Source organism: Amycolatopsis sp. NPDC049868 (assembly GCF_044461365.1).
In the GTDB taxonomy this organism is placed as follows: Bacteria; Actinomycetota; Actinomycetes; order Mycobacteriales; family Pseudonocardiaceae; genus Amycolatopsis.
In genome coordinates this window covers 1-25,758 of record NZ_JBITKV010000018.1, presented here as the reverse complement: position 1 = coordinate 25,758, position 25,758 = coordinate 1, and the positions used below count along the sequence as shown (strand labels likewise).

At 68.8% G+C, this 25,758-nt stretch carries 18 protein-coding genes and 1 pseudogene; all 19 read left to right on the top strand.

The annotated features are described in order from the left end of the window. The first annotated feature begins 1 nt into the window (after position 1). The gene (locus ACIBTM_RS41555; RefSeq protein ID WP_395882629.1) at positions 2 to 1,420 is read left to right on the top strand and encodes an FAD-dependent monooxygenase; all 1,419 of its coding nucleotides are present in this window, start codon (positions 2 to 4) and stop codon (positions 1,418 to 1,420) included. Positions 1,421 to 1,684: 264 nt separating this feature from the next. Continuing rightward, positions 1,685 to 2,314, top strand: coding sequence for a TetR/AcrR family transcriptional regulator (locus ACIBTM_RS41550; RefSeq protein ID WP_395882628.1), 630 nt, complete (start codon positions 1,685 to 1,687; stop codon positions 2,312 to 2,314). A 280-nt stretch (positions 2,315 to 2,594) separates the two neighbouring features. Beyond that, positions 2,595 to 3,893, top strand: coding sequence for an MFS transporter (locus tag ACIBTM_RS41545; RefSeq protein ID WP_395882627.1), 1,299 nt, complete (start codon positions 2,595 to 2,597; stop codon positions 3,891 to 3,893). Between the two features lie 3 nt (positions 3,894 to 3,896). Next, entirely contained in the window at positions 3,897 to 5,222 is a 1,326-nt protein-coding gene (locus ACIBTM_RS41540; RefSeq protein ID WP_395882626.1) for an MmgE/PrpD family protein, read from the top strand. A gap of 87 nt (positions 5,223 to 5,309) precedes the next feature. Continuing rightward, the gene (locus ACIBTM_RS41535; protein WP_395882625.1) at positions 5,310 to 7,421 is read left to right on the top strand and encodes a hydantoinase/oxoprolinase family protein; all 2,112 of its coding nucleotides are present in this window, start codon (positions 5,310 to 5,312) and stop codon (positions 7,419 to 7,421) included. Further along, positions 7,418 to 9,442 carry a hydantoinase B/oxoprolinase family protein gene (locus ACIBTM_RS41530; protein WP_395882624.1) on the top strand — a complete coding sequence of 675 codons (2,025 nt, stop codon included), beginning with the start codon at positions 7,418 to 7,420 and terminating at the stop codon, positions 9,440 to 9,442. Before ACIBTM_RS41535 ends, ACIBTM_RS41530 begins: the two co-directional genes overlap by 4 nt. A 20-nt stretch (positions 9,443 to 9,462) precedes the next feature. Next, a complete protein-coding gene (locus tag ACIBTM_RS41525) occupies positions 9,463 to 11,034 on the top strand; it encodes a class I adenylate-forming enzyme family protein (RefSeq protein ID WP_395882623.1) in 1,572 nt (523 codons plus the stop codon). Continuing rightward, the gene (locus ACIBTM_RS41520; protein ID WP_395882622.1) at positions 11,031 to 11,984 is read left to right on the top strand and encodes a cyclase family protein; all 954 of its coding nucleotides are present in this window, start codon (positions 11,031 to 11,033) and stop codon (positions 11,982 to 11,984) included. Before ACIBTM_RS41525 ends, ACIBTM_RS41520 begins: the two co-directional genes overlap by 4 nt. Positions 11,985 to 12,005: 21 nt before the next feature. Then, complete coding sequence (locus tag ACIBTM_RS41515; RefSeq protein ID WP_395882621.1) at positions 12,006 to 13,178, top strand: thiolase family protein; 1,173 nt, start codon at positions 12,006 to 12,008, stop codon at positions 13,176 to 13,178. Positions 13,179 to 13,183: 5 nt separating this feature from the next. Continuing rightward, positions 13,184 to 13,585, top strand: coding sequence for a Zn-ribbon domain-containing OB-fold protein (locus tag ACIBTM_RS41510; protein ID WP_395882620.1), 402 nt, complete (start codon positions 13,184 to 13,186; stop codon positions 13,583 to 13,585). Next, positions 13,582 to 14,502, top strand: coding sequence for a TIGR03620 family F420-dependent LLM class oxidoreductase (locus tag ACIBTM_RS41505; protein WP_395882619.1), 921 nt, complete (start codon positions 13,582 to 13,584; stop codon positions 14,500 to 14,502). The genes ACIBTM_RS41510 and ACIBTM_RS41505 overlap by 4 nt, the downstream gene beginning before the upstream one ends. Further along, a complete protein-coding gene (locus ACIBTM_RS41500; protein ID WP_395882618.1) occupies positions 14,499 to 17,966 on the top strand; it encodes an indolepyruvate ferredoxin oxidoreductase family protein in 3,468 nt (1,155 codons plus the stop codon). Before ACIBTM_RS41505 ends, ACIBTM_RS41500 begins: the two co-directional genes overlap by 4 nt. Then, positions 17,960 to 19,342: an FAD-binding oxidoreductase gene (locus ACIBTM_RS41495; protein ID WP_395882617.1), complete on the top strand. Its 1,383-nt coding sequence runs from the start codon at positions 17,960 to 17,962 to the stop codon at positions 19,340 to 19,342. The genes ACIBTM_RS41500 and ACIBTM_RS41495 overlap by 7 nt, the downstream gene beginning before the upstream one ends. Continuing rightward, the gene (locus ACIBTM_RS41490) at positions 19,324 to 20,355 is read left to right on the top strand and encodes an alcohol dehydrogenase catalytic domain-containing protein (protein ID WP_395882616.1); all 1,032 of its coding nucleotides are present in this window, start codon (positions 19,324 to 19,326) and stop codon (positions 20,353 to 20,355) included. Before ACIBTM_RS41495 ends, ACIBTM_RS41490 begins: the two co-directional genes overlap by 19 nt. Then, positions 20,352 to 21,590 carry a CoA transferase gene (locus ACIBTM_RS41485; protein WP_395882615.1) on the top strand — a complete coding sequence of 413 codons (1,239 nt, stop codon included), beginning with the start codon at positions 20,352 to 20,354 and terminating at the stop codon, positions 21,588 to 21,590. Before ACIBTM_RS41490 ends, ACIBTM_RS41485 begins: the two co-directional genes overlap by 4 nt. Then, a complete protein-coding gene (locus ACIBTM_RS41480; protein ID WP_395882614.1) occupies positions 21,587 to 23,065 on the top strand; it encodes an aldehyde dehydrogenase in 1,479 nt (492 codons plus the stop codon). The genes ACIBTM_RS41485 and ACIBTM_RS41480 overlap by 4 nt, the downstream gene beginning before the upstream one ends. Before the next feature lie 64 nt (positions 23,066 to 23,129). Continuing rightward, positions 23,130 to 24,752, top strand: coding sequence for a hypothetical protein (locus tag ACIBTM_RS41475; protein ID WP_395882613.1), 1,623 nt, complete (start codon positions 23,130 to 23,132; stop codon positions 24,750 to 24,752). Continuing rightward, positions 24,749 to 25,633: an LLM class F420-dependent oxidoreductase gene (locus tag ACIBTM_RS41470; RefSeq protein WP_395882612.1), complete on the top strand. Its 885-nt coding sequence runs from the start codon at positions 24,749 to 24,751 to the stop codon at positions 25,631 to 25,633. The genes ACIBTM_RS41475 and ACIBTM_RS41470 overlap by 4 nt, the downstream gene beginning before the upstream one ends. A 3-nt stretch (positions 25,634 to 25,636) precedes the next feature. Next, a pseudogene (locus tag ACIBTM_RS41465) lies at positions 25,637 to 25,758 on the top strand (acyl-CoA dehydrogenase); the annotation flags it as partial.

Here is a 25,758-nt window from a genome sequence, read left to right as displayed (position 1 = left end):
TATGACCAACGTGCCCAAAAGGGCACGAGTGAGTATTTTTGCGGCAATCTCTGCCCGAATTAACCTTGAAACGCGGTTCCGATGCGATGACACTGGAACATCGACGCGATTCGCGACGGTACGCCGCTCTCTCGAATTTCCCGGAAAGGCGGAGGCCATGGGCAGTGCGATCGGCGCCGAGGCCAAGCGAGCACTCGTCGTCGGAATGGGTGTCAGTGGCCTCGCGACAGCTGCGCGGCTGAGTGAGGCCGGCTGGCGGACCGTGCTCATCGAAAAGGCTCCGACCCGGCGCTCCGATGGCCATTTCGTTGTCCTGTTCGGTTCTGGCAAGGCTGCCGCAGCCCGGCTCGGAATGCTCGACGCGATCCACGACCGTGCCGCGAAGCCGCAGAAAATCGACATCGATCGGGATGGCTCCAGTCGGCCGGGAGTGGACTTCTCGGACCTGCCAGGTGAACCGTGGACGCTGCTGCGCGGCGACGTCGAGAACGCGGCGTTCTCCGCACTGCCGGACAACTTGGAGATCCGGTACTCGACGACACCCACCGCGATCGACCAGAGCCCGGACGGAGCCGACGTCACCTTGCTCGACACCGTGGCCGGTACATCGGTCACCGAACGATTCGACCTGGTCGTCGGCGCCGATGGACTGCGCTCGACGGTCCGCTCACTGGTGTTCGGCCCGCCCGAGAAGTACTTGCGGCGCCTGGACTACATGTTCGCCGCGTTCCAGTTCCACGGCACGCCGGCCGGTCTCGAACCCGGTCAGTCCGCGACGTTGATCGAACGGGACCGGTCGATGTGGATCTTCGCGTACGGCGACCACGACCCGACGGCCACGCTGATCTACCGCACCGACGACGTCGACGCAGAGTTCCGTCGATCACCCACAGAACGACTCCGGTCCGTTTTCGGCCCACGGCCACTGGGCACCACACTCGGCGATGTCATCGACGCGGCCGACGCCGCCGACGAAATCCTGTTCGATTCCGTCGAACAGGTGAGGATGGATGCCTGGCGGAAGGACCGCGTGGTCCTCGTCGGCGACGCTGCCTGGTGCGTCACCTTCTACGTCGGCATGGGTGTCTCGCTGGGCCTTGCCGGAGCCGACCTTCTCGGCGTCATGCTCGAGCGGCATCCTGCCGACCTCGATGCCGCACTGGCCGCCTGGGAGCAGGCCTTACGCCCCCATGTCGACCGCTACCTGGAGGAAGTGTTCGACGACCGCAAGATCTTCGTCGCCGAGAACCGGTTGGAGATCCTTTTCTGGCGGCTGGCACCGTGGTTGCGTCGCTTCCGGCTCGGCAAGCGACTCGTCGATCGGGTGATACGGGTCGACGAGATCGTCAAGGCCAAGAACGCCGATATCGTCGGTCCGATCGCGGGCCCTACACCAGTAGTGGCCGACGGCTCAGCCTGAGTTCGCGGGGTTGGTGTTCTCAACGTGTCCGACTGCCCATTCTCGTCTCGACAGGTGATCAACACGTCGCGCCGGTAGTCAGCGCGCCGGCGAGCAAGGCGAGTTCCGCGCAGGCAAGGTGTGCGTCGAGTGCGGCCGGCCGTTCGAACATGCCCGAAGCCTCGGCTGCTCCGGCGGTATCTGGGTAAGCGACAGGAACCAGGTCACCGCCGTGGCCAAGGCCGGTGAAGACCTCAGCCCGTCCTCGGGCGCTACCATCGACCTGTGGGCGACAAGGTGTCGAATGAATCGACGGAGCTGCTTTCGGTACGCGAGGAGCAGCGGCTGATGACGCGTCAGCGGATCATCACCGCGGCGCGGCGGACATTCGAGGAGCGTGGCTACGGGCAGGCTTCGATCGGAGACATCGCCAAGGCGGCAAAGGTCAACAGAGCGACTTTCTATCTGCATTTCACGAACAAGGCCGAGGTCTTCACCGAGGTCTACCGCACCGTCCGGGAAGAGCAGAGCGCGCAGTACTGGTCGCTACTCGGGCAGGCGCTTGCCGAGGGCAAGGCAGCGAGCGTGCGCGGATGGCTCGACAAGGCGCTGGCCTGGTGGGAGGACCAGGCGGCACTGCTGCCGGCCATCCACGAGGCGATGGCGAGCGATCTGGAGGTCGCGACCCGCTGGAAGGACCAGCTCGATCAGCTGGCCGGAGAGCTGGGCGGCTACCTCGCCACGATTCCCGAAGAGCGACGGGAGCAGCAGCGCCTGCGTGTCGAGCTGCTCATGGTGCAACTCGATCAGCTGTGTTTCCGCGCGATCGTGCAGAAGGTCTTCGCGATCGAAAGGGAGGCACTGCTGGATGTCGTGACCGGGCTGTGGGTCGACGCGCTCGGTTTGGAGGACTGAATCCCCGAAAGGATTTGATCAACATGCTGATGCTTGACTCGACATAGTGTCGTCTTTACTCTGCTCCTGAGACTTGCGCCACCGTGCTTCGTCGCGAGTGCGCTGGTCAGGCGGGACGTACCGCAACCCTGTGCGGGACGGCTCGCTCCGTCGTCGGCGGTCGAGGTGTCACCAGGGAAGGTGCCTCAGCACGCTGGCCTTCGCCGTCATGTCAACGACGACTTGGGAGCACCGAATGACCTCCTCCAATCCCGGCGTAGTCCCCCCTCCCCCGGCGCTCATGCGACGCGTGACCTTGGCGGCCGCGATCGGCAACACCGTCGAGACCTATGACTACGCGGTCTACGGCTTTTTGACGGTGATGCTCTCGAAGCTGTTCTTCCCTGCCTCACAGCCGGGAATCGCCCTGCTCTCCGCGTTCGCGGTGTTCGGCGTCGCCTTCGTGATACGGCCGCTCGGTTCGCTGATGTTCGGCTCCATCGCGGACCGGGCGGGACGGAAGCCCGCGCTGGTGGCGACCTTGGTCCTGATGGCGGGAGCCACCGTGGCGATCGGCCTGTTGCCCACGGCCTCTTCAATCGGAGTGTGGGCGCCGATCTTGCTTGTGGCGTGCCGATTGCTGCAAGGGCTTGCCGCAGGTGGCGAGTACGGCACCGCGATGACGTATGCCGCCGAGTTCACGCCACAGCGTCGGCGAGGCGCGATGACGAGCCGAGTGCAGATCGGGAGCGTGGTCAGCTTGTTGCTGGCCGCAGGAATCGTTCTCCTGTTGAGCGCGACCCTGTCCCCTGCGGCGATGGCGTCCTGGGGCTGGCGGATTCCGTTCCTCTTGGCGCTGCCGCTCGGGCTTGTCGGCCTGTACATCCGCGCCCGGCTCGACGAGTCGCCAGAGTTCCGCGCACTGGAGCAACAGGCCGAGGTCACGTCATCGCCTGCCAAGGAGTCGTTCACGAAACACTGGCGGCTCATCGTCCTCATCTTCGGAGTCGCCGCGTTCCAGCAAATCGGCTACTACGTCGCCTTCACCTACGCGCAGTCCTACATCATCCAGCTCGGTTTCACACAGGCACAGGCAACGCTGGCGACCGTCATCAGCATCGCTGTGGCAGTGGTGCTCGTCGCGATCGGCGGCCCACTGTCGGACCGATGGGGACGGTGGCCCATGCTCCTCGGGCTTTCCGCCGGGACGTTGGTACTCGCCTACCCGATCTTCATCGGCTTGTCCTCCGCGACAAGCCTTGGCACGGTCATCCTGATGACCGTCTCGCTAGGAGTGCTTCCCGCGCTGTACACCTCGGTCGCACCGGCGACCTACGTCGAGGTCCTCCCGGCCCGGGTGCGCGCCACGGTGTTCGCAGTCGGCTTCGCGTTGGCGGCAGCGCTATTGGGCGGCCCCGCGCTGTACATCAGCCAGACCCTCGTGCAGATCACCGGTGACAGTCGTGCTCCCGCGTTGTTGCTGATGTTCGGAGCCCTGGTGAGCATGGCGGCGGCTCTGTTCGTGCGGCGTATGCGGCCACGGGTCCTCGCACCGGATATCGCCGTGGCGACGAACGAGCGGTCTCCCGAAGGGGTCTGACCCGTGTTCCTCGCCGATCTCTCCGAGGAACTCGCCGCCGTCGCTCCGCGCCTGACCTCCGAGGTGATCGAGCAGGCAGGCACCTGCCTGCTCGATGCCCTCGCCTGCGCATACGGCGGCCGCAACATGCCCTGGGCCGCACAGGCCAGGACGATCGCCGGCGACGGTGACGGCGCCACGATCTGGGCGAGCGGCGGACAGCGAAGCGGGCTGACGGACACCGTGTTCGCCAATTCCGTTGCCTGTCACGCACTTCTGCACGAGGACACGCATGCCGAGAGCCGCGTGCATCCTGGCACCGTGGTGATACCGGCGGCGCTCGCGATCGGCGAGCGGCTCCGATCTCCCCTGCTCGACGTGCTGCGCTCGATCGTCCTTGGCTACGAAGCGGTCGCGCAGGTCGCCACCGTGGTGCTGACCGAGGACTTCGTGGCCCGCGGGTGGCGGGCCAGCAGCGTCTTCGGGCCATTCGGAGCCGCGGCGGCCGCAGCCCACTTGCTGGGCTTGAACAAGACCGCCACCGCGCATGCGCTCGGTATGGCGGCGAGTTCGTCGTCCGGCGTGTGCCAGTGGGCGCGGGACGGGACCACGGAGGTCTTCTTCCAGAACGCGAACGCCTGCCGCGCGGGGCTCGTCGCCGCCCTTCTGGCACAGGAAGGTGCGACGGGCTCCGCATCGGCGATCGAGGGAGCGATCGGCCTTCGCCAGGCATTCGGTGGCGCCCAGGGCGACGTCGGCGAGCCGCGGATCCGGCTGGATCGGATGGCGGTCACAGCGACGTTCTTCAAGGCCCATCCCTCGTGCGCCCTCACGCAAGAAGCGATCGACGCCGCCCGACAGCTTGCCTCCCAAGGCGTCGACCAGGACGCGGTCATCGCGGCGACGGTGCACACCTCCGGTGCCGCGGCGCGATATCCCGGCTGCGACAACGGAAGCGCTCTGGCGACGCCGATCTCGCGCCAGATGAGTCTGCAGTTCGCGGTGGCGGCCGCACTGACGGACGGCGCACTCCGGCCGGAGCGGTACACCGGACCGCTCGACCCCGGGCTCGCGAGGCTGGCCGCGCGGACCTCCGTCGTCGTCGATCCGGCCGCCGACCGCGCCTTTCCCGAGCGCAGGGACGCGCGTGTGACCGTGCGGTTCGCTGATGGCGGCACCCTCTCGGCGACAAGCCGCGACAACGTGAACCTGACCCCTGCGTCGATCGTCGAAAAGTTCCACACCTACGCGGATCCGGCGCTGGGCGATGAAACTTCCGCGGTCGTCCGAACCATTCGAGCGCCCGAATCCTGCCTCGACACCGCGGATTTCGCGGCTCACCTGCACTGAGCAATCAGACAACACATTGTTGCTTGACTCGACACTATGTCGTGTCTAATGTGGATCGCAGGCCGAGCGCCTCCCCACGGAAGGACAATGACGTTGCGTTCCGAAGTCACGTTCCAGATCGGCTGCGACATCGGCGGAACTTTCACCGATGTCGTCGCACTGGCCTCCACTGGACAGTCCTATGTGGACAAGTCTGATACCGTTCCGGACGACCTCGCGGCCGGACTCCTCGCGGCGCTGGGGAATCTCGCCACCCGCGTGGGCATGCCACTGGGCGAACTGCTCGCCTCGACCACACGCTTCGTCAACGGAACCACTGTGGTCACCAACGCGGTCGCAGAGTTGCGGGGCGCCACGGTCGGCCTGATCACGACCCAGGGCTTCGGGGACAACCTGCTCATCGCGCGTTCGGCCCGCAATGCCCACCGGGACCACCACCGACAACTCAACCTGCCGCAGATCGTCGCCCGTGAGCACGTGATCGAGGTACCGGAACGGATCGACCGCAAGGGACGGGTGATCGTCCCGCTGACCGCGCGGCGAGCGCGTGACGCGGTCGAAGCCTTGGTGGCCGCGGGGGTGGAGTCGATCGCCGTGTCTCTGTTGTGGGGCTTCGCGAATCCGGTGCACGAGGAGTTACTCGCGTCCATCGTCGAAGCCGAGCACCCGGAGCTGTTCCTGAGCGTCGGGTCACGGCTCCATCCGGTGATCCGTGAATACGAGCGGACGATGACCACCGTGCTCAACGCGTTCACCGGGATCCGGGTCGCCGAGTACACCGAACGTATCGAGCGCGAACTCGCCGCGCGCGGGCTGCGCGCACCGGTCGCGTTCATGCAGGGTTTCGGCGGCACGCTGAGCGCGGCCGAAGCGCGACAGCGTCCGATCACGCTGATCGACTCCGGTCCGGCAGGCGGGGTGATCGGGGCACGTGCCCTGGCCGATCGGCTCGACCTGAAGGACATCGTGACCGCCGACATGGGGGGAACCTCGTTCGACGTCTCGGTGCTGCGTGATGCCACCCCGCAGGTCACCCGGCGGGTAGTGCTTGGCGAACGGTTCCTGACGGCGCTGTCCAAAATCGACGTTCTCCCGATCGGCACCGGCGGAGGCAGCGTCGCGTGGCTGGACTCACGTGGGGTTCCACAGGTGGGGCCCCACAGCGCGGGAGCGGATCCGGGTCCGATCTGCTACGGCAAGGGAGGCATACGGCCTACGGTGACGGATGCGTCCGCGGTGCTCGGATTGCTGGATTCGAAAGCCTTCCTGGATGGTCGCCGGGCACTCGATGTGGCCAGTGCACGCGAGACCATCGCGCGGGAGCTCGGGAACCCGCTTGGGGTGGACGCGGTCCAGGCCGCCGCCTCCGTGCACCGGATGGTGGTCGCGGACATGGCCAACGCCGTCCGCGCCGTGACGGTGGAACGCGGGCACGATCCGCGGCGGTTCGCGATGGTGGCCTTCGGCGGGGCACTCGGCCTGTTCGCCGCGGACATCGCCCGCACGGTCGGGATCCAGCGGATCGTGATCCCGGCCGAGGCGGCCGTGTTCTCCGCTCGCGGCCTGCTCTCCAGTGACGACATGCGCACTCGCACGCGCTCGGCCATGTGGCAAGGCGGCGATGCCGGCGCGGTGCTCGCCGCGCTCCAAGAACTCGACGCGGAGCTGGTCGAAGCATTGCACGCCGCGGGTCATCCGGACGAACGGATCGACGTGCGCTGGGAGGGCGACTTCAAGTTCCTTGGACAGCAATGGGAACTGCGGGTACCGATCCCCCGGCGCGCCGACCTCGGCGAGGCGGACCTGGTCGCGATCCAGGAGGGCTTTCCGGCGCGTTACGAACAGGAGTACGGCGAAGGCACGGCCTGGGTGGGCACCCCGGCGGTGCTGATGTCGGTGCGGGTCACCGCCACCGGCAGGGCGGATCTCATCGAGCCTGCCGAGCAGGAACCGGCGGAAGCGGGCGCGGTCGAACCGATCGGGCGCAGGCGGATTCAGCGTGCCGGGGCCGGGCAGATCGAAGTGGACGTCCACGACGCGCGTCGGCTGACGACCGGGGCTCGGGTTTCCGGTCCGGCCCTGCTCGAACATTCGCTCACCACCGTCGCACTCCCCGCGGGCTGGGAGCTGTGCGTGGACCGCTGGGGCAACTACCTGCTGACCGACACCGAACGGGCAACCGCGGAGGAAACCGAATGACCGCCGTCAGCGCGACCGGACTCGATCCGGTGGACGTCGAAATTCTCGCGAAGGCATTGGACAACGTCGCCGCGGAGATGGGCGTGGTGATGATGCGTGCCTCGGGCAGCCCCGCCATCGCGGAGGCGGTCGACTTCTCCACCTTCATCGCGGACGCCGATGGCGACATCATCAGCTACGCCGGATACATCACGATGTATCTGGGCGCCGCCCGCCAGGCGGTCCGCCACATCCTCGCCACGTACCCCCGGTCGGAAATCCGGACCGGGGACATGTTCCTCTGCAACGACCCGTTCACCACGGGCAACGCGCACGCCGTGGACGTCGGGGTGGTCCGGCCGATCTTCTTCGGCGAACAGCTGGTGGCGTGGTGCTGGGCGGAAGCACATGTCAACGACTTCGGCGGAGCCGCTCCCGGCGGGATGGACCCGGTCGCGACCGAGGTCTACGGCGAGGCCCTGCGGCTACCCGGCGTCAAGATCGTCGATCAGGGACGTCCGGTCGAGGACGTGTGGCGGATCGTCGAGACGAACATCCGGGTTCCGGAACTGGTGCTCAACGACATCCGCTGCTTCATCGCCGCCTGCCACCGCTGCGACGAGCGGCTGCAAGTCCTCATCGGACAGTACGGTGTCGACACCTTCCACCGGTACATCGAAGCCGCGAAGAACCTCGCCGAGAACGCGGTCCGGCGCCGGATCGCGGATCTGCCGAAGGGCGTGTACACCGCCGAGGAGTTCGCGGAGCACAACGGGCACAGCGACGAGCTGTATCCGATCCGCTGCACACTGACGGTCAGCGAAGACGCGCTGCGGTTCGACTTGACCGAGTCCGCGCCGCAGACGGACGGCTTCATCAACGTCAGCGCCGCGACCGCGCTGGGGGCGGTCGTGTCCCCGCTGCTGATCACCTTGCTGCCGGACCTGCCGATCAATCAGGGCACGCTGCGCCCGATCGAGGTGGTGACCCGGCCCGGGACGATCTGTGACGCGCGAATGCCCGCGCCGATGGGCGCCGGCCACATCGAGACCGGGTTCCGGATCGGGAAGGTGGTCACCAGGCTGCTCGCCGATCTTCAGGCGGGCAGCGAGAACGCCTTCGTCCGCGACCATGTGATGGCGCCGTGGCAGGACTCGTGGAGCGCCAGCTTCTTCTACGCTCCCGACGAAGCGGGCCGGTTGGTGCCGTTTCCCGATATGAACGGCGGCGGCAGCGGGGCGGGCGCACAGGCGATCGCGGACGGCATGGACGTCAGCGGGGTGCTCGCCCAGCCACAGAACAGCATCCCCGACATCGAGATCAACGAACTCGCCTACCCGGTGCTGTACCTGTGGCGCAAGCTCAATCCGAATTCGGGTGGACCGGGCCGGACGCGGGGCGGGGCAGGCATCGATCTGGCATTCATGCCGTGGTACACGCCAGGCGGCCAGGAACACGTCATGGCGGCGTGCTGGCAGGTGCCGCCGTGCGGCGTCTTCGGCGGCTATCCCGGCTCCACAAGCGGTTCAGCGCTGGTGTCCGGAGCCAAGGCGGACGCGGTATTCGACCAGGGCGAGGTCCCCCGAGGGGTGGACGACCTCGCGGCTGCTCCGAAACCCTTGCAGGGAAAGCAGTTCGGGCTTTCGGTAGGGGTCGGCGACGTGGTCGTGCTGCGAGTCGGCGGCGGTGGCGGATACGGCGACCCGCTGGAGCGTGAGCCGGAGCTGGTCGCCGCGGATGTGCGTGCGGGTGTGGTCACGGTGGCGGCGGCGAGGGTTTCCTACGGCGTCGTGCTCGATTCCACCGGCCATCCCGATCTCCCGGCGACCGATCAGGAGCGCGAACGCATCCGCGCGGACCGGCGCGAGTGGCCTCGTGAGAACGGGTTGGCGGTGCGCCGCGGTCCCGCGCACGAGCGGCTCACGGAACGCGGGCAGTGGTGCCAGCCGCGCGCGGGTGTCGAACTCGCCGAGTTCGCCGACCCCGAAACCGGGACGCTGCTGCGCGCGGACGTGGTCGTGCACTGGGACGGCGAGCAATGAGCCACAGCGAAAGGAATGACGTGTCCGCACCGACCGAAACCACCTTCCCCGCGGCGCTGGCGGCGCTGGCACGGCGATTCCCCGACCAGGAAGCTGTGGTCGCACCCGAAGGCCGGATGACCTTCGCCGAGTTCACCCGGCGGTGTGAAGAGCTGGCCAGCGCGTTCGCCGCCGCCGGGTTACGACCGGGTGACCGGGTCGGGATCCTGTTGCCGAACGGGCTGCGCTGGCTGGTGACGATGATCGGCGCGCAGCGGGCCGGGCTGGTGGCGGTGCCGATCAACACCTGGTACCGCTCCGCCGAACTGGCCCATCTCCTGGGCACCGCACAGCTGCGCCTGGTGGTGACCGAGGAGAAGGTGTTCGGCAAGGACATGCTCGCCGAGCTCGCCGCTGCCGGGTACGACGAAGTCTTCGCCACCGGTGCCCGCACCGACGGGTACCTGGGTGCGCTGCTCTGGCCCGCCGCCGAGCAGCTTCCGCCCGGCATCGAGAACGGCCCGGCTCCTGCACAGGGCGCGGGACCGGAGGACATCGCGATGATCCTCTACACCAGCGGCAGTACGGCGCTGCCCAAGGCGGTGCCGCTCGAACACGGCAAACTGTTGCGCAACGGGCACGCGATGGGCACACGGATGCGTGTGGGGCCCGGCGACCGGCTGTGGTTCGCCATGCCGTTGTTCTTCGGCTACGGGGCCTGCAACGCGCTTCCGGTGGCGTTGAGTCACGGAATCACCCTGTGCATCGAGGAAAAGGTCGAGGGCGACGCGTCGCTGGCGTTCATCGAGCGCGAGCGCTGCACCGTCTCCTACGGCCTCGCCACAGCGGTGCGTGCCCTGCTCGCCGCGCCGAGTTTCGGCACCAGGGACATCTCCTCGCTGCGCACCGGCCCGGTCGGGTTCAACTCCGAGGACAAGCGCCTGGCGATCGAAGGGCTGGGCATCACCGAAGCGTGTAGTGCCTTCGGGCTCACCGAGTCGTACGGCTTCGTGACCATGACCGACGCGCACGACCCGCTGGAGGTCAAGCTGCACACCCAGGGCACCTGCTTGCCCACTCAGCACATTCGCATCGTGGACAAGACCGGAGCGGTGTGTGCTCCCGGCGCCAGCGGCGAGATCGAGGTTCGCGGCTGTGTGATCGACGGCTACCTCGGCCACGTGGAACCGGGAGACACGCATTCGGCGGACGGCTGGTTCCGCACCGGCGATCTCGGTTCGATCGACGCGGACGGGCGGCTGGCGTTCGGTGGACGCTGGAAGGAAATGCTCAAGATCAAGGGCATCAACGTATCACCGCTGGAGATCGAAGGCATTCTCGGCGAGCACGCCGAAGTCGACCAGGCCTACGTCATCGGTCTGTCCACATCGGACGGTGACCAGGAGATGGCCTGTGTGGTGGTCCCGGACGAGCGCCGGGTCGCGGACGAGGCCGGGCTGGCGCACCGGCTCCGGGAGTACATCCGGGACCGCGCCGCCAGCTACAAGGTGCCGGCCCGGGTCGTGGTGATGGGCTCGCACTCGGTGCCGCAGACCCACACCGGAAAGGTCAGCAAGCTCAAGTTGCGCGAGATGCTGGAGGCGGCAGAATGACCCGCCGCACCCCGGCGTTCGCGGCGCTGCCCACCCTGCCCGACCGGGACGAGCGGTATGCCTGGGACGTGTGGGGGCGGACGGACGAAATCGGCACGCTCAACCTGATCGGGCCCGCGCAGCGACTGGCCGCCGTGCGGACGGTGCGCAGCGGGCAGATGATCTCGCTGACGTTGCCGTTGAACGAGCCCGATCCAGGACTGTTCGACGAGCGTGGCCGCTTCGAGCACGTCGTGGAGGACACCCCGGCCGGCCACGACGACAAACTGAACGGCTTCTATCTGCAGGGTTCCTCGCAGTGGGACGGGCTGCGGCATATCAACGCCGGACGGCACGGCTATTGGGGTGGCCGGAACGAAACCGACCTGGCGACGAGCGACGTGCTGGGGGTGGACCGGTGGGCCGAGCACGGGTTCGGCGGCCGGGGCGTGCTCGTCGACGTCGCCGGTCACCGGAAGGCACGAGGCGTGCCACTCCCGCCGGACGAGCCGGTGGAGATCACCGCGGCGATGCTCGATGAGGTCGCCGCGGAACAGGGAACCGACTTCCGGTCCGGGGACATCCTCGTCGTCCGCACCGGATGGACGGAGTGGTACCTGGAGTTGCCGGCGGCGGAGCGGACCCGAATGCGCGGGACCATCGGCAACGGGTTCGCGTGTCCCGGTCTGGAGTCGGCGCAGGAGATGGCCGGCTATCTCTGGGACCGGGAGTTCGCGGCGGTCGTGGTGGACAACGTGGGGGTGGAGGTCTTCCCGGTGAACCGCGCCAAGGGTTTCCTGCACCGGCGGCTGATCGCCTTGCAGGGCATGCCGCTGGGCGAACTCTGGCTGCTGGATCGGCTCGCGCGGGCCTGCGCCGAACGCGGGAGCCACGAGTTCCTGCTCGTCTCCGGAGTGCTGCCGCTGCCGCGCGGGGTCGGCAGCCCCGCCAACGCCCACGCGATTCTCTGACAAGTCGAGAAAGGACAGAACATGCCGTTTGGGCCTGTACGCCAGGTGGCGATCGTCGGGATCGGCATCACCGAGCTCTCCAGGGCTTCTGAACGCAGCGGTCTCGACCTTGCCGCCGAGGCGCTCCGATCGGGTCTGGACGACGCCGGCCTCACCGCCGGTGACGTGGACGGCCTGTTCACCAATGTCGGCTACCCGCTGTCGATCGACTACGACCGGATGGCGGAAGCGTTCGGGCTGCAAATCCGCGCCGCCGTCCAGACCTGGAGCCACGGACGGTTCGTCGGTCCCGCGCTGCAAGCCGCGGCCCAGGCCGTGGCGCTCGGCACCACCGAGGTGGCGGCCTGCCTGGCGGGCGTGTCGTTCTCCGGACTGGGCATGGTGGGCGGTGCCGATGACATGGAAGGGATGCGCCAGGGCGGCGGATCGCACGGGGAATTGCCGCACTACGGCATGACCGCTCCCGGCGCGGGAGCCGCGATGGCCTTCCGCCGGTACTGCGAACGCTATGGCACCGACCCGGAGCTGATCGCGGCGGTGCCGATGGCCATGCGACGGCACGCCCGGCTCAACCCGAACGCTCAGATGACCAAACCTCTCGAACTCGCGGACTACGAGGCCCAGCCCTACATCGTGGAGCCCTTGCGCCGACCGGACTTTGCCTTGCTCAGCGATGGTGGCGCCTGCCTGCTCGTGACCACTGTGGAACGCGCGCGTGATCTGCGCCGGCCCGCAGTGATCATCTCCGGGATGCAGGGCCTCCGCGCCGGCCGGGACGAGTTCATCTTCGCGCCTCCCGGATTGGGGGTCTTCACCCAGGGCGATACACGCCGGATCGAAGAGCACCCGGTATACGCGATGGCCGGGCTGAACGGACCTGGCGACGTGGACTCGTTGCAGCTCTACGACGCGTTCTCGCCCAACGTGGTGTTCGTGCTGGAGCGCTTCGGCTTCACCGCCGAAGGGCAAGCCCTCGACTGGTTGCAGGACGGCCGGATCGAACTTGGTGGCGAGCTGCCGGTGAACACTGCGGGCGGCCTGTTGTCCGAGGCGCACATCTGCGGCTGGGGCCATCTGGCCGAAGCCGCCCGGCAGATCCGCGGGGAGGCCGGTGACCGGCAGGTGCCCGATTGCGAGGTCGTCCAATGGGCAACCCCGTTCGGCGACTCGATTGTCTTCACGAAGGACCGGTGAACACGATGACCACTGCGCGACCCCTTCCCGTCCGCTATCCCGAGGACGTCGAGCACCTCGACGGCGCGGCCCGCGGCGAGCTGCGCGTACCGGTGTGCGGTTCATGCGGCCACCGGTTCTGGCCGCCCTCCCCGGTGTGCCCACGCGATTTCCGCAGGGACGTCGAGTGGGTGACCGACGCCGGGACCGGACGGGTGCACAGCTGGGTCCGGTTCCACAAGCAGTACTTCGCCGGGGACGACGTGCCCTACGTCGTCGTGCAGGTCCGGCTGGACAGCGGCCCGAACCTGACCACCACCTGGACCGGTGCGGCCGATCCGGTGCTCGGGGAACCGGTGACGGTGTCCTTCCGCGAGGTCGGCGATTCCGTTTGGCTGCCGGAATTCGGGCCAGGTGACCACAAGTGAGCACGTCCCGCGAGCTGGCGGCCCGGATCGGACCGGTCGGCGTGTGGCTGTCCGTGCTGGCGGAGGTCCCCGCCGCCGAGGCCGCGAACGCGGCCCGCGTCGTCGAGGACCTCGGCTACGGCGCCCTGTGGATCGGGGAATCCCCCGCGCACAAGGAAATCTTCACCCACGCCGCACTCCTGCTCGGTGCGACCACACGGCTGCCCGTGGCCACGGGCGTCGCCACCATCTGGGCGCGGGACGCCATCGCCGCCGAAGCCGCGTCACAGACCCTCGGCGAAGCCTTCCCCGGACGGTTCGTGCTCGGCCTCGGTACCAGCCACGCCGAGGCCGGGCGCGGACATGGCCACGATCGGCCGCTGACGGCGCTGCGCGAATACCTCGACCAGCTCGACGCGGGCCCCTACCGTGGACCGCGGCCCGACCGGCCGGTGCCCCGGGTCCTGGCCGCTCTGCGGCCCAGGATGCAGGACCTGGCCCGCGACAGGAGCGCCGGGATGCACTCGTTCTTCGTGCCGCCCGCACATACGGCGGCGGCCCGCGAACGCCTCGGCCCCGGCCCACTCCTCGTTCCCGAGCAGGCCGTGGTCGTCGACCCGGATCCCCACCGGGCACGGGCGATCGCGCGCGAACACATCGCCAGCCGGCTCGCTCTGCGCAACTACGTGAACCACCTGCGCGCACTGGGATTCGGCGACGACGACCTCGACGGCGGCGGCAGCGACCGCCTGGTGGACACGCTGGTCGCCTGGGGTGACGCGCCGCAGGTCGCCGCCCGGGTGCGCGAACACCTGGACGCGGGTGCGGACCACGTCGCGCTCCACCCACTGACCCGGAGCCACGGCACGGAACCCGTACTGGACCAGCTCCGGACGCTGGCTCCCACACTCGTACCGCATGGAGGAACCACCCCGTGACCGACCGACTTGCCGACCGCTACCGTGCGATCGAGGGACGGTTCCAGCTGACCGGCGTCCAGGCGCTCGCCCGGTTGCCGATCGACGTCCGCCGTGCCGACCAGCGCGCGGGCCTGCGCACCGCCGCGTTCGTATCCGGCTACGAGGGCTCCCCGCTCGGCGGCTACGACCTCGAACTGGGCAGGCAAACGGAGTTGCTGGCCGAGCACGATGTGGTGTTCCGGCCAGGCGTCAACGAGGAACTGGCGGCGACCGCGGTGCAGGGCGCGCAGCTGGCCGCAGACTCGGCGCATCGGCGTGTCGACGGGGTCACAGGTTACTGGTACGGCAAGTCACCGGGGTTGGACCGCGCTTCGGATGCCTTACGACACAACAACCTCATGGGCACCCACCGGCTCGGCGGGGCGCTGGCCCTGGTCGGCGACGATCCGGGCGCGAAGTCCTCGACGGTGCCCGGCAGCTCGGAGTTGTTGCTGGCCGACCTGGGCATGCCGACGTTGTACCCGGCCGATCCACAGGAAGTACTCGACCTCGGACAGCACGCGGTGGCGATGTCCCGTGCGTGCGGGCTCTGGGTCGGCTTCAAGATCGCCACCAACGTCGCGGACGGCACCGGAACCGTAGTGGTGCGACCGGACCGCATCCGCCCGGTCGCCCCGGACCCGGTCGTCGACGGCCGGACGTTCGCCCACGAGATGACCGCACGGATGCTGCAACCGGATCTCGGCAGGCTGGAACGCAGCCGTGACGGCGTCCGCCTCGAACTCGCGCGCCGGTACGCCGCGGCCAACGGTCTGAACACGATCCTCGGCGGCGAGGCCCGGGTCGGGATCGTCGCTGCGGGCAAGACCTTTTCCGACCTTCGGCAGGCGCTCGAGATCTTGGGCCTGGACGAGCCGGAGCTGGACCGCCGCGGCGTGCGGCTGCTGCGGCTGGCGATGGTGCATCCGCTCGATCCGGAGATCGTCGGCCGGTTCGCCGCGGGACTGCGCGAAATCATCGTGGTGGAAGAGAAACGTTCCTTCGTCGAATCCGCCATCAAGAACCTGCTCTACGGCCGGGCCGAGGCTCCGGTCGTCAGCGGCAAACGCGGCCCCGACGGCGCCGCACTGGTACCCGCCGACGGCGAACTCGACCCGGATCGCATCGCGGAAGCGCTGGCGCCCCGGCTGCGTGCGCACGGCGGTTTTCCGTCCGTCGATTCCTGGCGACCACCCCGGCGCACCATCGCTCTCCCCCTGGCCGCCCGTACTCCGTACTTCTGTTCGGGCTGCCCGCACAACTCGTCCACGAAGGCCCCGGCGGGTTCGCTGGTCGGCGCAGGCATCGGCTGCCACAGCCTGGTGCTGATGACGGACCAGGAACAGACCGGGGAGATCACCGGACTGACCCAGATGGGCGGCGAGGGCACCCAGTGGGTGGGCATGTCGCCCTTCGTGGGCAAGGAACACCTCGTACAGAACCTCGGCGACGGCACCTTCCACCACTCGGGCAGCCTCGCGGTGCGCGCGGCCGTGGCCTCCGGCGTGAACATCACCTACAAGCTGCTGTACAACTCGGCGGTCGCCATGACCGGCGGACAGCAGCCGACCGGGGTGCTGACCATCCCCCGGGTGATCGATGCCATGCGTGCCGAGGGGGTAGGCCGGATCATCGTCACCACCGAGGATCCGGCCCGTTACCGCCGCGTCCGCCTGGGACGCGGCGTCCGGGTGTGGCACCGCGACCGGTTGACCGAAGCACAGGAGACGCTCGCACGCGTCCCGGGCGTGACGATGCTGATCCACGACCAGGAATGCGCGACCGAACTACGGCGCAAACGCAAACGCGGGCTCGCACCGGAGCCACCGCAGCGGGTGGTGATCAACGAGCGGGTGTGCGAGGGCTGCGGCGACTGCGGAGAGAAGTCGAACTGCCTTTCGGTGCAGCCGGTCGACACCGAGTTCGGCCGCAAGACCCGCATCGACCAGTCCTCCTGTAACAAGGACTTCTCTTGCCTGGCAGGAGATTGCCCGTCGTTCCTCACGGTGCTTCCCGGCAAGGACGCCGGATCCCGGCCGCTCGCCGGCGCGCTACCGGACACGCTGCCGGAGCCCACCCGGATCGTCTCGGCCGAGCGGTTCACCGTGCGGGTGACCGGGGTCGGCGGTTCGGGCGTGGTCACCCTTTCGCAAATCCTCGCGACCGCGGCGAGCATCGCCGGTCTGCCCGTGCGGTCACTGGATCAAACCGGGCTCGCGCAAAAGGGCGGCGCGGTGGTCTCCGATGTCAAGATCGGTACGGCGCACGCGAACAAAGCGAGCGACGGCGAGTGCGATCTCTACCTCGGTGCCGACGTGCTCGTCGCTGCCGATCCCCGCTACCTCGCCGTCGCCGATCCGAGCCGCACCACCACCGTGGTCTCCACGTCGAAGGTCCCGACCGGGGCGATGGTCACCGACACCAGCGTCACCTTCCCCGAGGAAGCGGCGCTGCTCGACCGGCTCCGCGAAGCAACCGCGACCGTGACCGACCTGGATGCCCGGGAACTGGCCGAATCACTGTTCGGTCAGGATCAGTACGCCAACCTGCTGCTGACCGGGGTCGCCTACCAGTGTGGTGCGCTCCCTCTTCCGGCGGAGGCGATCGAGGAAGCCATCTCCCGCAACGGGGTCCGCGTCGAAACCAATGTGCAGGCATTCCGCAGGGGGCGGCAGTGGGTAGCCGACCGCGCGGCGCTGGATGCCTTGCTCAGCACCCTGCGCGGGGAGCCCGAACCCGAACCCGCGCTGTCGCCGGCCACGCGTGAACTGCTGGCCGAGGTCGGTGCCGACGACGGCTCCGAACTCGGCAGGCTGCTCCGCATCCGCGTGCCCGAGTTGATCGCCTACCAGAGCATCGCCTACGCGCGCCGGTACCTGGAGCACGTCGAACGGGCGCGTCGTGCCGAAACCGGCGCGGTCCCAGGCGCGACGGCGCTGACCGAGGCCGTGGCACGGAACCTGCACAAGCTGATGGCCTACAAGGACGAGTACGAGGTCGCGCGTCTTTCCCTGGATCCGGGGCAGGAACGCCGTGTCCGCGCGCGTTTCGGTGCGGACGCCCGCATCAGGTACCGGCTGCACCCGCCGGTGCTCAAGGCGCTCGGCATTCGCGGCAAAATCGAGCTGGGCCCCTGGTTCAAATCGGTCTTCCGCATCCTCGTCGCGGCCCGGCGGCTACGCGGGACTCGGCTGGATCCGTTCGGCCGCATGGCGATCCGCAGGCTGGAACGCGATCTGGTCGCCGAATACGAACGCGTCATCGGCGAACTGGCCGAGCGGCTCGACCCGGACACTCATGCGCTGGCAGTGGAAGTGGCCCTTCTGCCCGACCTGGTGCGCGGCTATGAGGACGTCAAACTCGGCACCGTCGCGAAATATCGGGGCGAACTCGCGCGGCGGATGTCGGAGGTCCGTGCGACGAAAGCCGATGCGCCATGCTGAAAGAACTGCGCCACGCGCTGCCCACCGGCCGGGTGCTCACCGATCCCGACGTCCTTGCCGCGTATGCGCACGACGAGGCGGTGTGGGCTCCGAGCGAGCTGCCGTTGGCCGTGGTGCGTGCCCACACCGCCGAAGAAATCCAGCAGACGGTACGAGTGTGTCTGCGACACGGGACCCCGATCGTGCCGCGCGGCGCCGGTACCGGTCTCTCCGGTGGGGCGAACGCGGTGGCGGGCGGGATCGTGCTGTCCACCGAACGGATGACCGCGATCCGCGAGATCAACACCGCCGAACGGCTTGCCGTGGTCGAACCCGGCGTCGTGAACGAGACGCTCCGGACGGCGTGTGCGGAACACGGCCTGTGGTATCCACCGGATCCGGCGAGCGCGCCGTGGTCCACGATCGGCGGCAACGTGGCCACCAACGCCGGTGGGCTGTGCTGTGTCAAGTACGGGGTCACCCGGGACTACGTGCTCGCGCTGGAGATCGTCACCGGCACCGGGGAGCTGGTCCGGCTCGGTCGCCGAACGGCCAAGGGCGTCGCCGGATACGACCTCACCGGACTGATGGTCGGCTCCGAGGGCACCCTCGGCGTGGTCACGGAGATCACCGTGCGGTTGCGTGGGGCGCGGGCGAGCGAGCGTACGGTCGCCGGTTACTTCGCCGGCTTGTCCGACGCCGGTGACGCCATCGCGGCCATCGGCGCGTCCGGCGTCGTGCCGTCGGCTCTGGAACTGATCGACCGGCACACCCTCGCCGCGGTGGACGCCTGGAAGAACATGGGGCTGTCCGCCGAAGCCGAGGTGGTGCTGCTCGGCCGCACCGACGCACCCGGCGAGGCCGGCGAGCACGAAGCCGAGATCATGTCACACTGCTTCACCGCCGCGGGGGCCACGTGGGTCGCCACGTCATCCGACGCGGAAGAATCCGAGGCCTTGTTCGCCGCGCGGCGGCTCGCTTATCCCGCGCTCGAACGGCTCGGCCCGGTGCTCACCGAGGACGTTTGCGTGCCGATCGCCGCAGTGCCGGAAATGTTGCGGCGAATCGAAGGGATCGGGACGCGCCACGAGGTTCGCATCGCCAACGTCGCGCACGCCGGTGACGGAAACCTGCATCCGGTGCTGGTCGTCCCCGCCGATGATCCGGCCGCGCGCGTGCGAGCACAGGCAGCCTTCGAAGAGATCTTGAACGAGGCGATCGCGCTCGGCGGCACGGTGACCGGGGAACACGGCGTCGGGCTGCTCAAACGCGGCGGGCTGAGCCGGGAGCTCTCAGCACCGGTGCTGGCCATGCACGCGGCGGTCAAACAGGCACTCGATCCGCGGGGAATCTTCAATCCGGGCAAGGTGATCGCGTCATGCGCGCCGCGGTCCTGACCCGTACGGGCGGCCCCAACGCGATGACGATCGCCGAGCTGGATCGCCCGGAGCCAGGCCCTGGCGAGGTCCTCGTCGAGGTCGCGGCCTGCGGGATGTGCGGACACGACCAGGCCGACCGCTCCGGGTTGCTGAGCATCCCGCTGCCGGCGGTCCTCGGACACGAGATCGCCGGAACCGTCGTGGCCGTCGGCCCCGGCGTGACCCGATTCGCCGTCGGGACCCGGGTCGCCGCGAAGCAGTTCGGAACCTGCGGCCGATGCGGACCATGCGCGAACGGCGACGAACTACGGTGTGCGCGACGCGCGTTCCTGTACGGCGGCTTCGCCGAGTACGCGGTGCTCCCCCAGTCGGCTCTGCTGCCGGTGCCGCCCGGCGTACACCTGGCCGAGGCCGCAATCGCCGCCTGCGCGGTAGGGACCGGATTGCAAGCGCTGCGACGCATCGCGCGCGTCGAACCCGGCGAGACGGTGCTCGTCACCGGGGCAGGTGGCGGGCTCGGGCTGCACGCCGTACAGGTCGCCGTCGCACTCGGGACCAGGGTGCTCGCGCTCACCGGTGATCCGGACAAGACGGAGCGGCTGCGGAAATACGGTGCCGCGCACGTAGTGACCACGGGGGACACCGCGTGGCGGGACATCCTCGACGCGACCGAGGGGCGAGGCGCCGACGTCGTGCTGGACAACACCGGGCATCCGGCCGTGTTCCGGCAGGCCTTCCGTGCTCTCGCCCATGCGGGGCGCTACGTGTTGACCGGGCAGGTCGGCGGCGAGCCGATCCGGGTCCATCCGGCCTTCGTGTTCGCGAAGGAAGCCGTGATCACCGGCTCCGGATCCACCCTGATGACCACCTTCGCCGACGCGCTGGACCTGGTCGCCGAGGGAAGGGTGCGCCCTCTGGTCACCGCCTATCCCCTCGACGACGTCGTCAGCGCCTTCACCGATCTCGACGAACGCCGGGTGACCGGGCGCGCCGTCCTCATTCCCGGTTCCCGACCTGGAGGTCACCGATGACCAGACCCATGACCGGCACCCACATCGTCGAATGCGCGAGTTTCGTCGCCGGCCCGACCGGCGGCATGACGCTGGCGCAACTGGGCGCCGACGTGATCCGCGTCGATCCGATCGGCGGCGGCAGCGACCACTTTCGCTGGCCGGTCGCGCCGACGGGCGAAAGCTACTACTGGGCCTCGCTGAACAAGGGCAAACGCTCGGTCGCGATCGACCTGCGCAGTCAGGAGGGCCGCGAGCTGGTCCTCGCGCTGGCGACCGCCGCAGGACCCGATCGTGGAGTGCTGATCGACAACGTGGTCGGGCGGCCATGGCTGGCCCACGAACGGTTGGCAGCACGCCGATCCGACGTGATCCACGTGCGCGTACAGGGTTATCCGGACGGGCGGCCCGCGGTGGACTACACCGTCAACGCCGAAACCGGGGTCCCGCGGATCACCGGCGGCGACGACTGGGCGGCTCCGGTGAATCACGTGCTGCCGGCTTGGGACCTGGTCGCCGGGCTGAGCGTCGCTACAGGGGTGCTCGCCGCACTGAACCAACGCGCACGTACCGGGGCGGGTGCCTACGTCGAACTGGCTCTCTCCGATGTGGCGCTCGCCGGAGTCGCCAATCTCGGCTGGCTCTCCGAGGCCGCCGACCGGCACGGGGAACGGCCGAGGCACGGCAACCACGTCTACGGCAGTTTCGGCGTCGACTTCGCCTGCCGGGACGACACGCGGGTGATGGTCGTGGCGCTCACCGACGGCCAGTGGCGGGCGTTGCAGTCCGCGACCGGCACCGCGGAGGTGTTCGCCGCGCTGGAACAGGCGTTGAACGCGGATCTGCGCGATGAGGCCGAGCGGTACCGCTTGCGCGAGACGATCGAGGCGGTTCTGCGGCCCTGGTTCGCGGCGCGCGATCTCGACGAGGTGGGCAAGGAACTGGACGCCGCACGGGTGCTGTGGGGCCGCTACCGCGGCATGGCCGACCTCGTGGCCGACCACCGCGAACAGCTGCACGAGGTACTCGCCGATCTGCGGCTGCCGGGCGGCGGCTCCGCCATCACCGCACGTTCCCCGTTGCGGTTCTCCGGCGAGCGCGGTCCCGCCGGGGTCTGCCCGGTGCTCGGCGGGGACACCGATTCCGTGCTGGCCGAGGTTCTCGGTCTCACCGCCGCCGAGCTCGGCGGCCTGCACGACCGGCGGGTCATCGCCACGCCGGACACCACGAAACACCAGGACAAGGAGCTACGTTGACTATCGCCGCAGATTCGAGCACCGATCTGGACCGGACCCGGTTCTTCATCGACGGCGCCTGGGTGGCGCCGAAGGGAACCGAGACCCATCTGGCCCTGGAAGCGGCCACCGAGGCCCCATTGGGCACTGCTTCCTTGGGCACCGACGCCGACATCGACGCCGCGGTCCGCGCCGCCCGCCGTGCCCTGGACGACGGACCGTGGGGCCGGACTACCCCGGCCGAACGTGCGGCAGCCATGCGCCGCTTCGCCGAGGCGCTGGCTGCCCGCGGCGCCGACACCGCGACTCTGGTCAGCCGGGAGAACGGCATGCCGATCGGGCTGTCGAACGCCTTCAACGGAGAAGCTCCGGCCGGCCTGCTGAACATGTACGCGGACCAGATCGAGACGATGCCGTTGGAAGAGACCCGGCCGAGCCCCTCGGGGTCCACGGTCGTGCGCCGCGCTCCGGTCGGTGTGGTCGGGGCGATCACGCCGTGGAACTACCCGCAGGCGCTCGCGATGATGAAGATCGCCCCGGCGTTGGCCGCAGGCTGCACTGTGGTTCTCAAGCCCTCGCCGGAAACCGCGCTGGACGGCTACATCCTCGGTGATGCCGCCGTCGAGGCCGGGCTGCCGCCGGGAGTGCTCAACATCGTCGTCGCCGGCCGGGAATCCGGTGCCGCACTGGTCTCCCACCCGCTGGTGGACAAGATCGCGTTCACCGGGTCCACCGCGGCCGGTCGGATCATCGGCGCCGAATGCGGACGACTGATCCGACGGTGCACGCTGGAGCTGGGCGGAAAATCCGCGGCCATCGTGCTCGACGACGTCGATCTGGACACCTTCGTCGCCGGTCTGGACAACGCCTGCTTCCAGAACAACGGCCAGACCTGCACCGTGCAGTCGCGGATCCTCGCCCCGCGTTCGCGCTATGCCGAGGTGGTCGAAGCGGTCGCGCAGTTCGCGCGGGAGATGGTCGTGGGCGATCCGCTCGACCCGGCTGTCACCTGCGGCCCGATGGCCAGCAAGGCACAGCTCGACCGAGTCCTCGGCTACCTCGACCTCGGACGCGCTTCCGACGCTCGCCTGGTGACCGGTGGCGGCCGTCCCGCGAACCTCTCCCGTGGCTGGTTCGTGGAACCCACCGTGTTCGCCGACGTGGACAACCGCGAGCGGATCGCGCAGGAGGAGATCTTCGGCCCCGTCGTCACCATCACCCCCTACGACGATGACGACGAGGCGGTCCGCATCGCCAACGACAGCGAATACGGACTCGGCGGCTCGGTCTGGACCACCGACGAGCACCGTGGCCTCGCGCTCGCCCGCCGAGTGCGGACCGGAACGATCGGAGTCAACTACTACCTGCAGGACCTCGGTGCGCCCTTCGGCGGCATGAAAGGCAGCGGCATCGGCCGCGAACTCGGACCCGAGGCACTCGGCAACTACCTGGAATTCCAGTCCATCTACGCCAGCGCCGACCACCTCGACCACTGAGCACCACGTCTCCGGGGCCGCTCCCCCGCGGCCCCGGAGACCCACGACCCTGGAGGACAGAATCGTGCTCACCCACCGACGTGTGACCACCGCCGGGCTCATCGCCTCACTCGCTCTGACGACGGCCTGCGCCACCGACAACCGTGCCACCGCCGACCATTCGGCCGCCTCCCGAGTCGAGCGACTCGTCGACGGCACCGCCCTGCACACGATCAACGGCCTCGCTCTCACCCCCGATGGCGACTTCCTCGCCACCGGCCTCGCCAGTGAAACCATCTCCACATTCGATCCCGAGACGGGAACGACAAGCGGCTTGGTAGGCCCGCGTGAAGGCCGCTCCGACGACCTCGTCGTCGGCCCCTCGGGCGAGATCTTCTGGACCGACCCGCTGGCCGGAGCCGTGAAGGGACGCACCCCCGACGGCCGGATCCGCACCGTCGCCCGCGACCTTCCCGGCGTCAACTCCATCGCTTTCGACCGATCCCGGCAGCATCTGTATGTAGGGCAGACCTTTTTCGCCGACGCGCTCTGGGAGATCGACCCGCGAGGTGACGCCGTGCCTCGACTCGTCGCGCGCGATCTCGGTTCGCTCAACGCCTTCGCGTTCGGACCGGACGGAATGATCTACGGCCCGCTCGGCAAGCGCGGGCAAGTGGCCCGTATCGATCCGAGGACCGGTGCTGCCTCGACCATCGCCACCGGATTCCGGCAACCGGTGTCGGTCCGCTTCGATTCCCGCGATCGCCTCTACGCCCTCGACGGAGCGGCCGGACAGCTGATCCGGATCGACCCCGCGACCGGTACGAAAGACACCGTCTCGACATTGCCCGCCGCCGCGGACAACATGGTCATGGGGCCGCGAGACCACGCCTACGTCAGCAATATGGCCGACAGCGCGATCACCGACGTCGACCTCACCACCGGCGCTACCAAGACCCTGACGTCGAGCCCACTCGCCTTTCCCCAAGACATCGACTTCGACGGGCATACCCTCTTCGTCGCCGACAGCACGGCGCTGCGCACGGTGAACCCGGCCACCGGCGAGGTCGGCGAGATCGCGCGGCGGTTGTCTTCCGAACTGGAATTCCCGTCCGGGATCAGCGTCACCGCCCGCCACATCGTGCTCACCTCCGAACTGATCGGGACCATCCAGGTGATCGATCGCACGACCGGCCACCCTGTCCGCGAAGTACACGGCCTGACCACGCCCTCCGACGCCGTCGAGCTGGCGGACGGCAGTCTCGTGGTCTCCGAGCCCTCGAACGGCCGGATACTCCACGTTGTGGGCGACACCCCTCGCCCGCTCGCCGAGAAGCTCGGCGCCCCGGCCGGTCTCGCCCTCACCCGGCAGGGCCGGATACTCGCCACCGACACCACAGGTGGCCGGCTGCTCGAGGTCGACCCCACGACCGGTGCGGTCACCGAGATCGCCCGTGGACTCGGCGCACCCCGGGCGATTGCCGTCCGGCCGGACGGATCGGTGGTCGTCCTCGACGCTGCCGGTGGCCGGGCGATCTCGGTCGACGCGCGCGGAGAGCAGCGCGTGCTGGCCGACGGCCTCGCGACCGGTTACCTGACAGTGCCGTATGCCCGGTCCGGAGGAATCGCGGTCGGCCCCGACGGGACTGTCTACATCGCAGCGGACCGGGACAACGCCATCGACAAGATCCAGAAAACGGATCGATGACCCAACGGCCTTTCCGCTTCGGCGTCAACCTCCTCACCCCATCGTCACGCACCGAATGGCAAGCGCGCTGCCGGGAAGCCGAAGACCTCGGCTACGACGTCATCGCGGTGCCCGACCATCTCGGCATGCCGGCACCGCTGTCCGCCCTCGTTTCGGCAGCCGAAGCCACGACCCGCCCTCGTCTCTCGGCCTTCGTCCTCAACACCGGGTTCTACCACCCGGCCGTGCTCGCCCGCGACCTCGCCGGCACGGACGCGTTGCTGAACGGACGCCTCAAGATCGCGCTCGGGACGGGCTACGTCAAAACCGAGTTCGACACAGCCGGGATTCCCTGGCGCAGCGCGGCCGAGCGAGTCGACCACCTCGAGCACACCGTGCTCGAGGTGCGTCGGCTGCTCGCCGATCCCCGGCACCGGCCGCGACCGGTCCAAGAGCCGATGCCGCCGGTGAGCATCGCGGGCAACGGGGACCGGGTACTCGGGATCGCCGCGACGCACGCCGACATCGTCGCGTTCAGTGGTGCCGCACCCGGCCGGAACCCTGGCATGCTCCGGTTCCTCGGCCCGGACGCGCTCGCCCGGCGTGTGGCACACGTGCGGCAAGCCGCGCCGCACCGATTCGCCGACCTGGAGCTCAACCTGCTCGTCCATGCAGTCGCGATCGACGGTGATCGCCGGGAAGCGGTCGACCGGTTGCCCCGGTTCGATCACCAGCTGTCCGACCGCGACCTGGCACGGGTTCCCACCGTCCTTTCGGGACACCCCGCTGAAATCGCGGAAAGACTTCAGCGGTATCGCGAGGAGTTCGGGTTCACCTACTTCACGGTGTCTGAGCCCGCGATGCGCGAATTCGCCCGTGTTGTCACCGCACTGAGAGGTTGAAGCATGTTCCGTTTGGCACGCACCGCCGGTTTGACCGACGTGCAGTCCGAAATCCTGGCCACGGTCCGCCAGTTCGTGGACAAGGAGGTCATCCCGCGCGCGCAGGAGCTCGAGCACTCCGACAC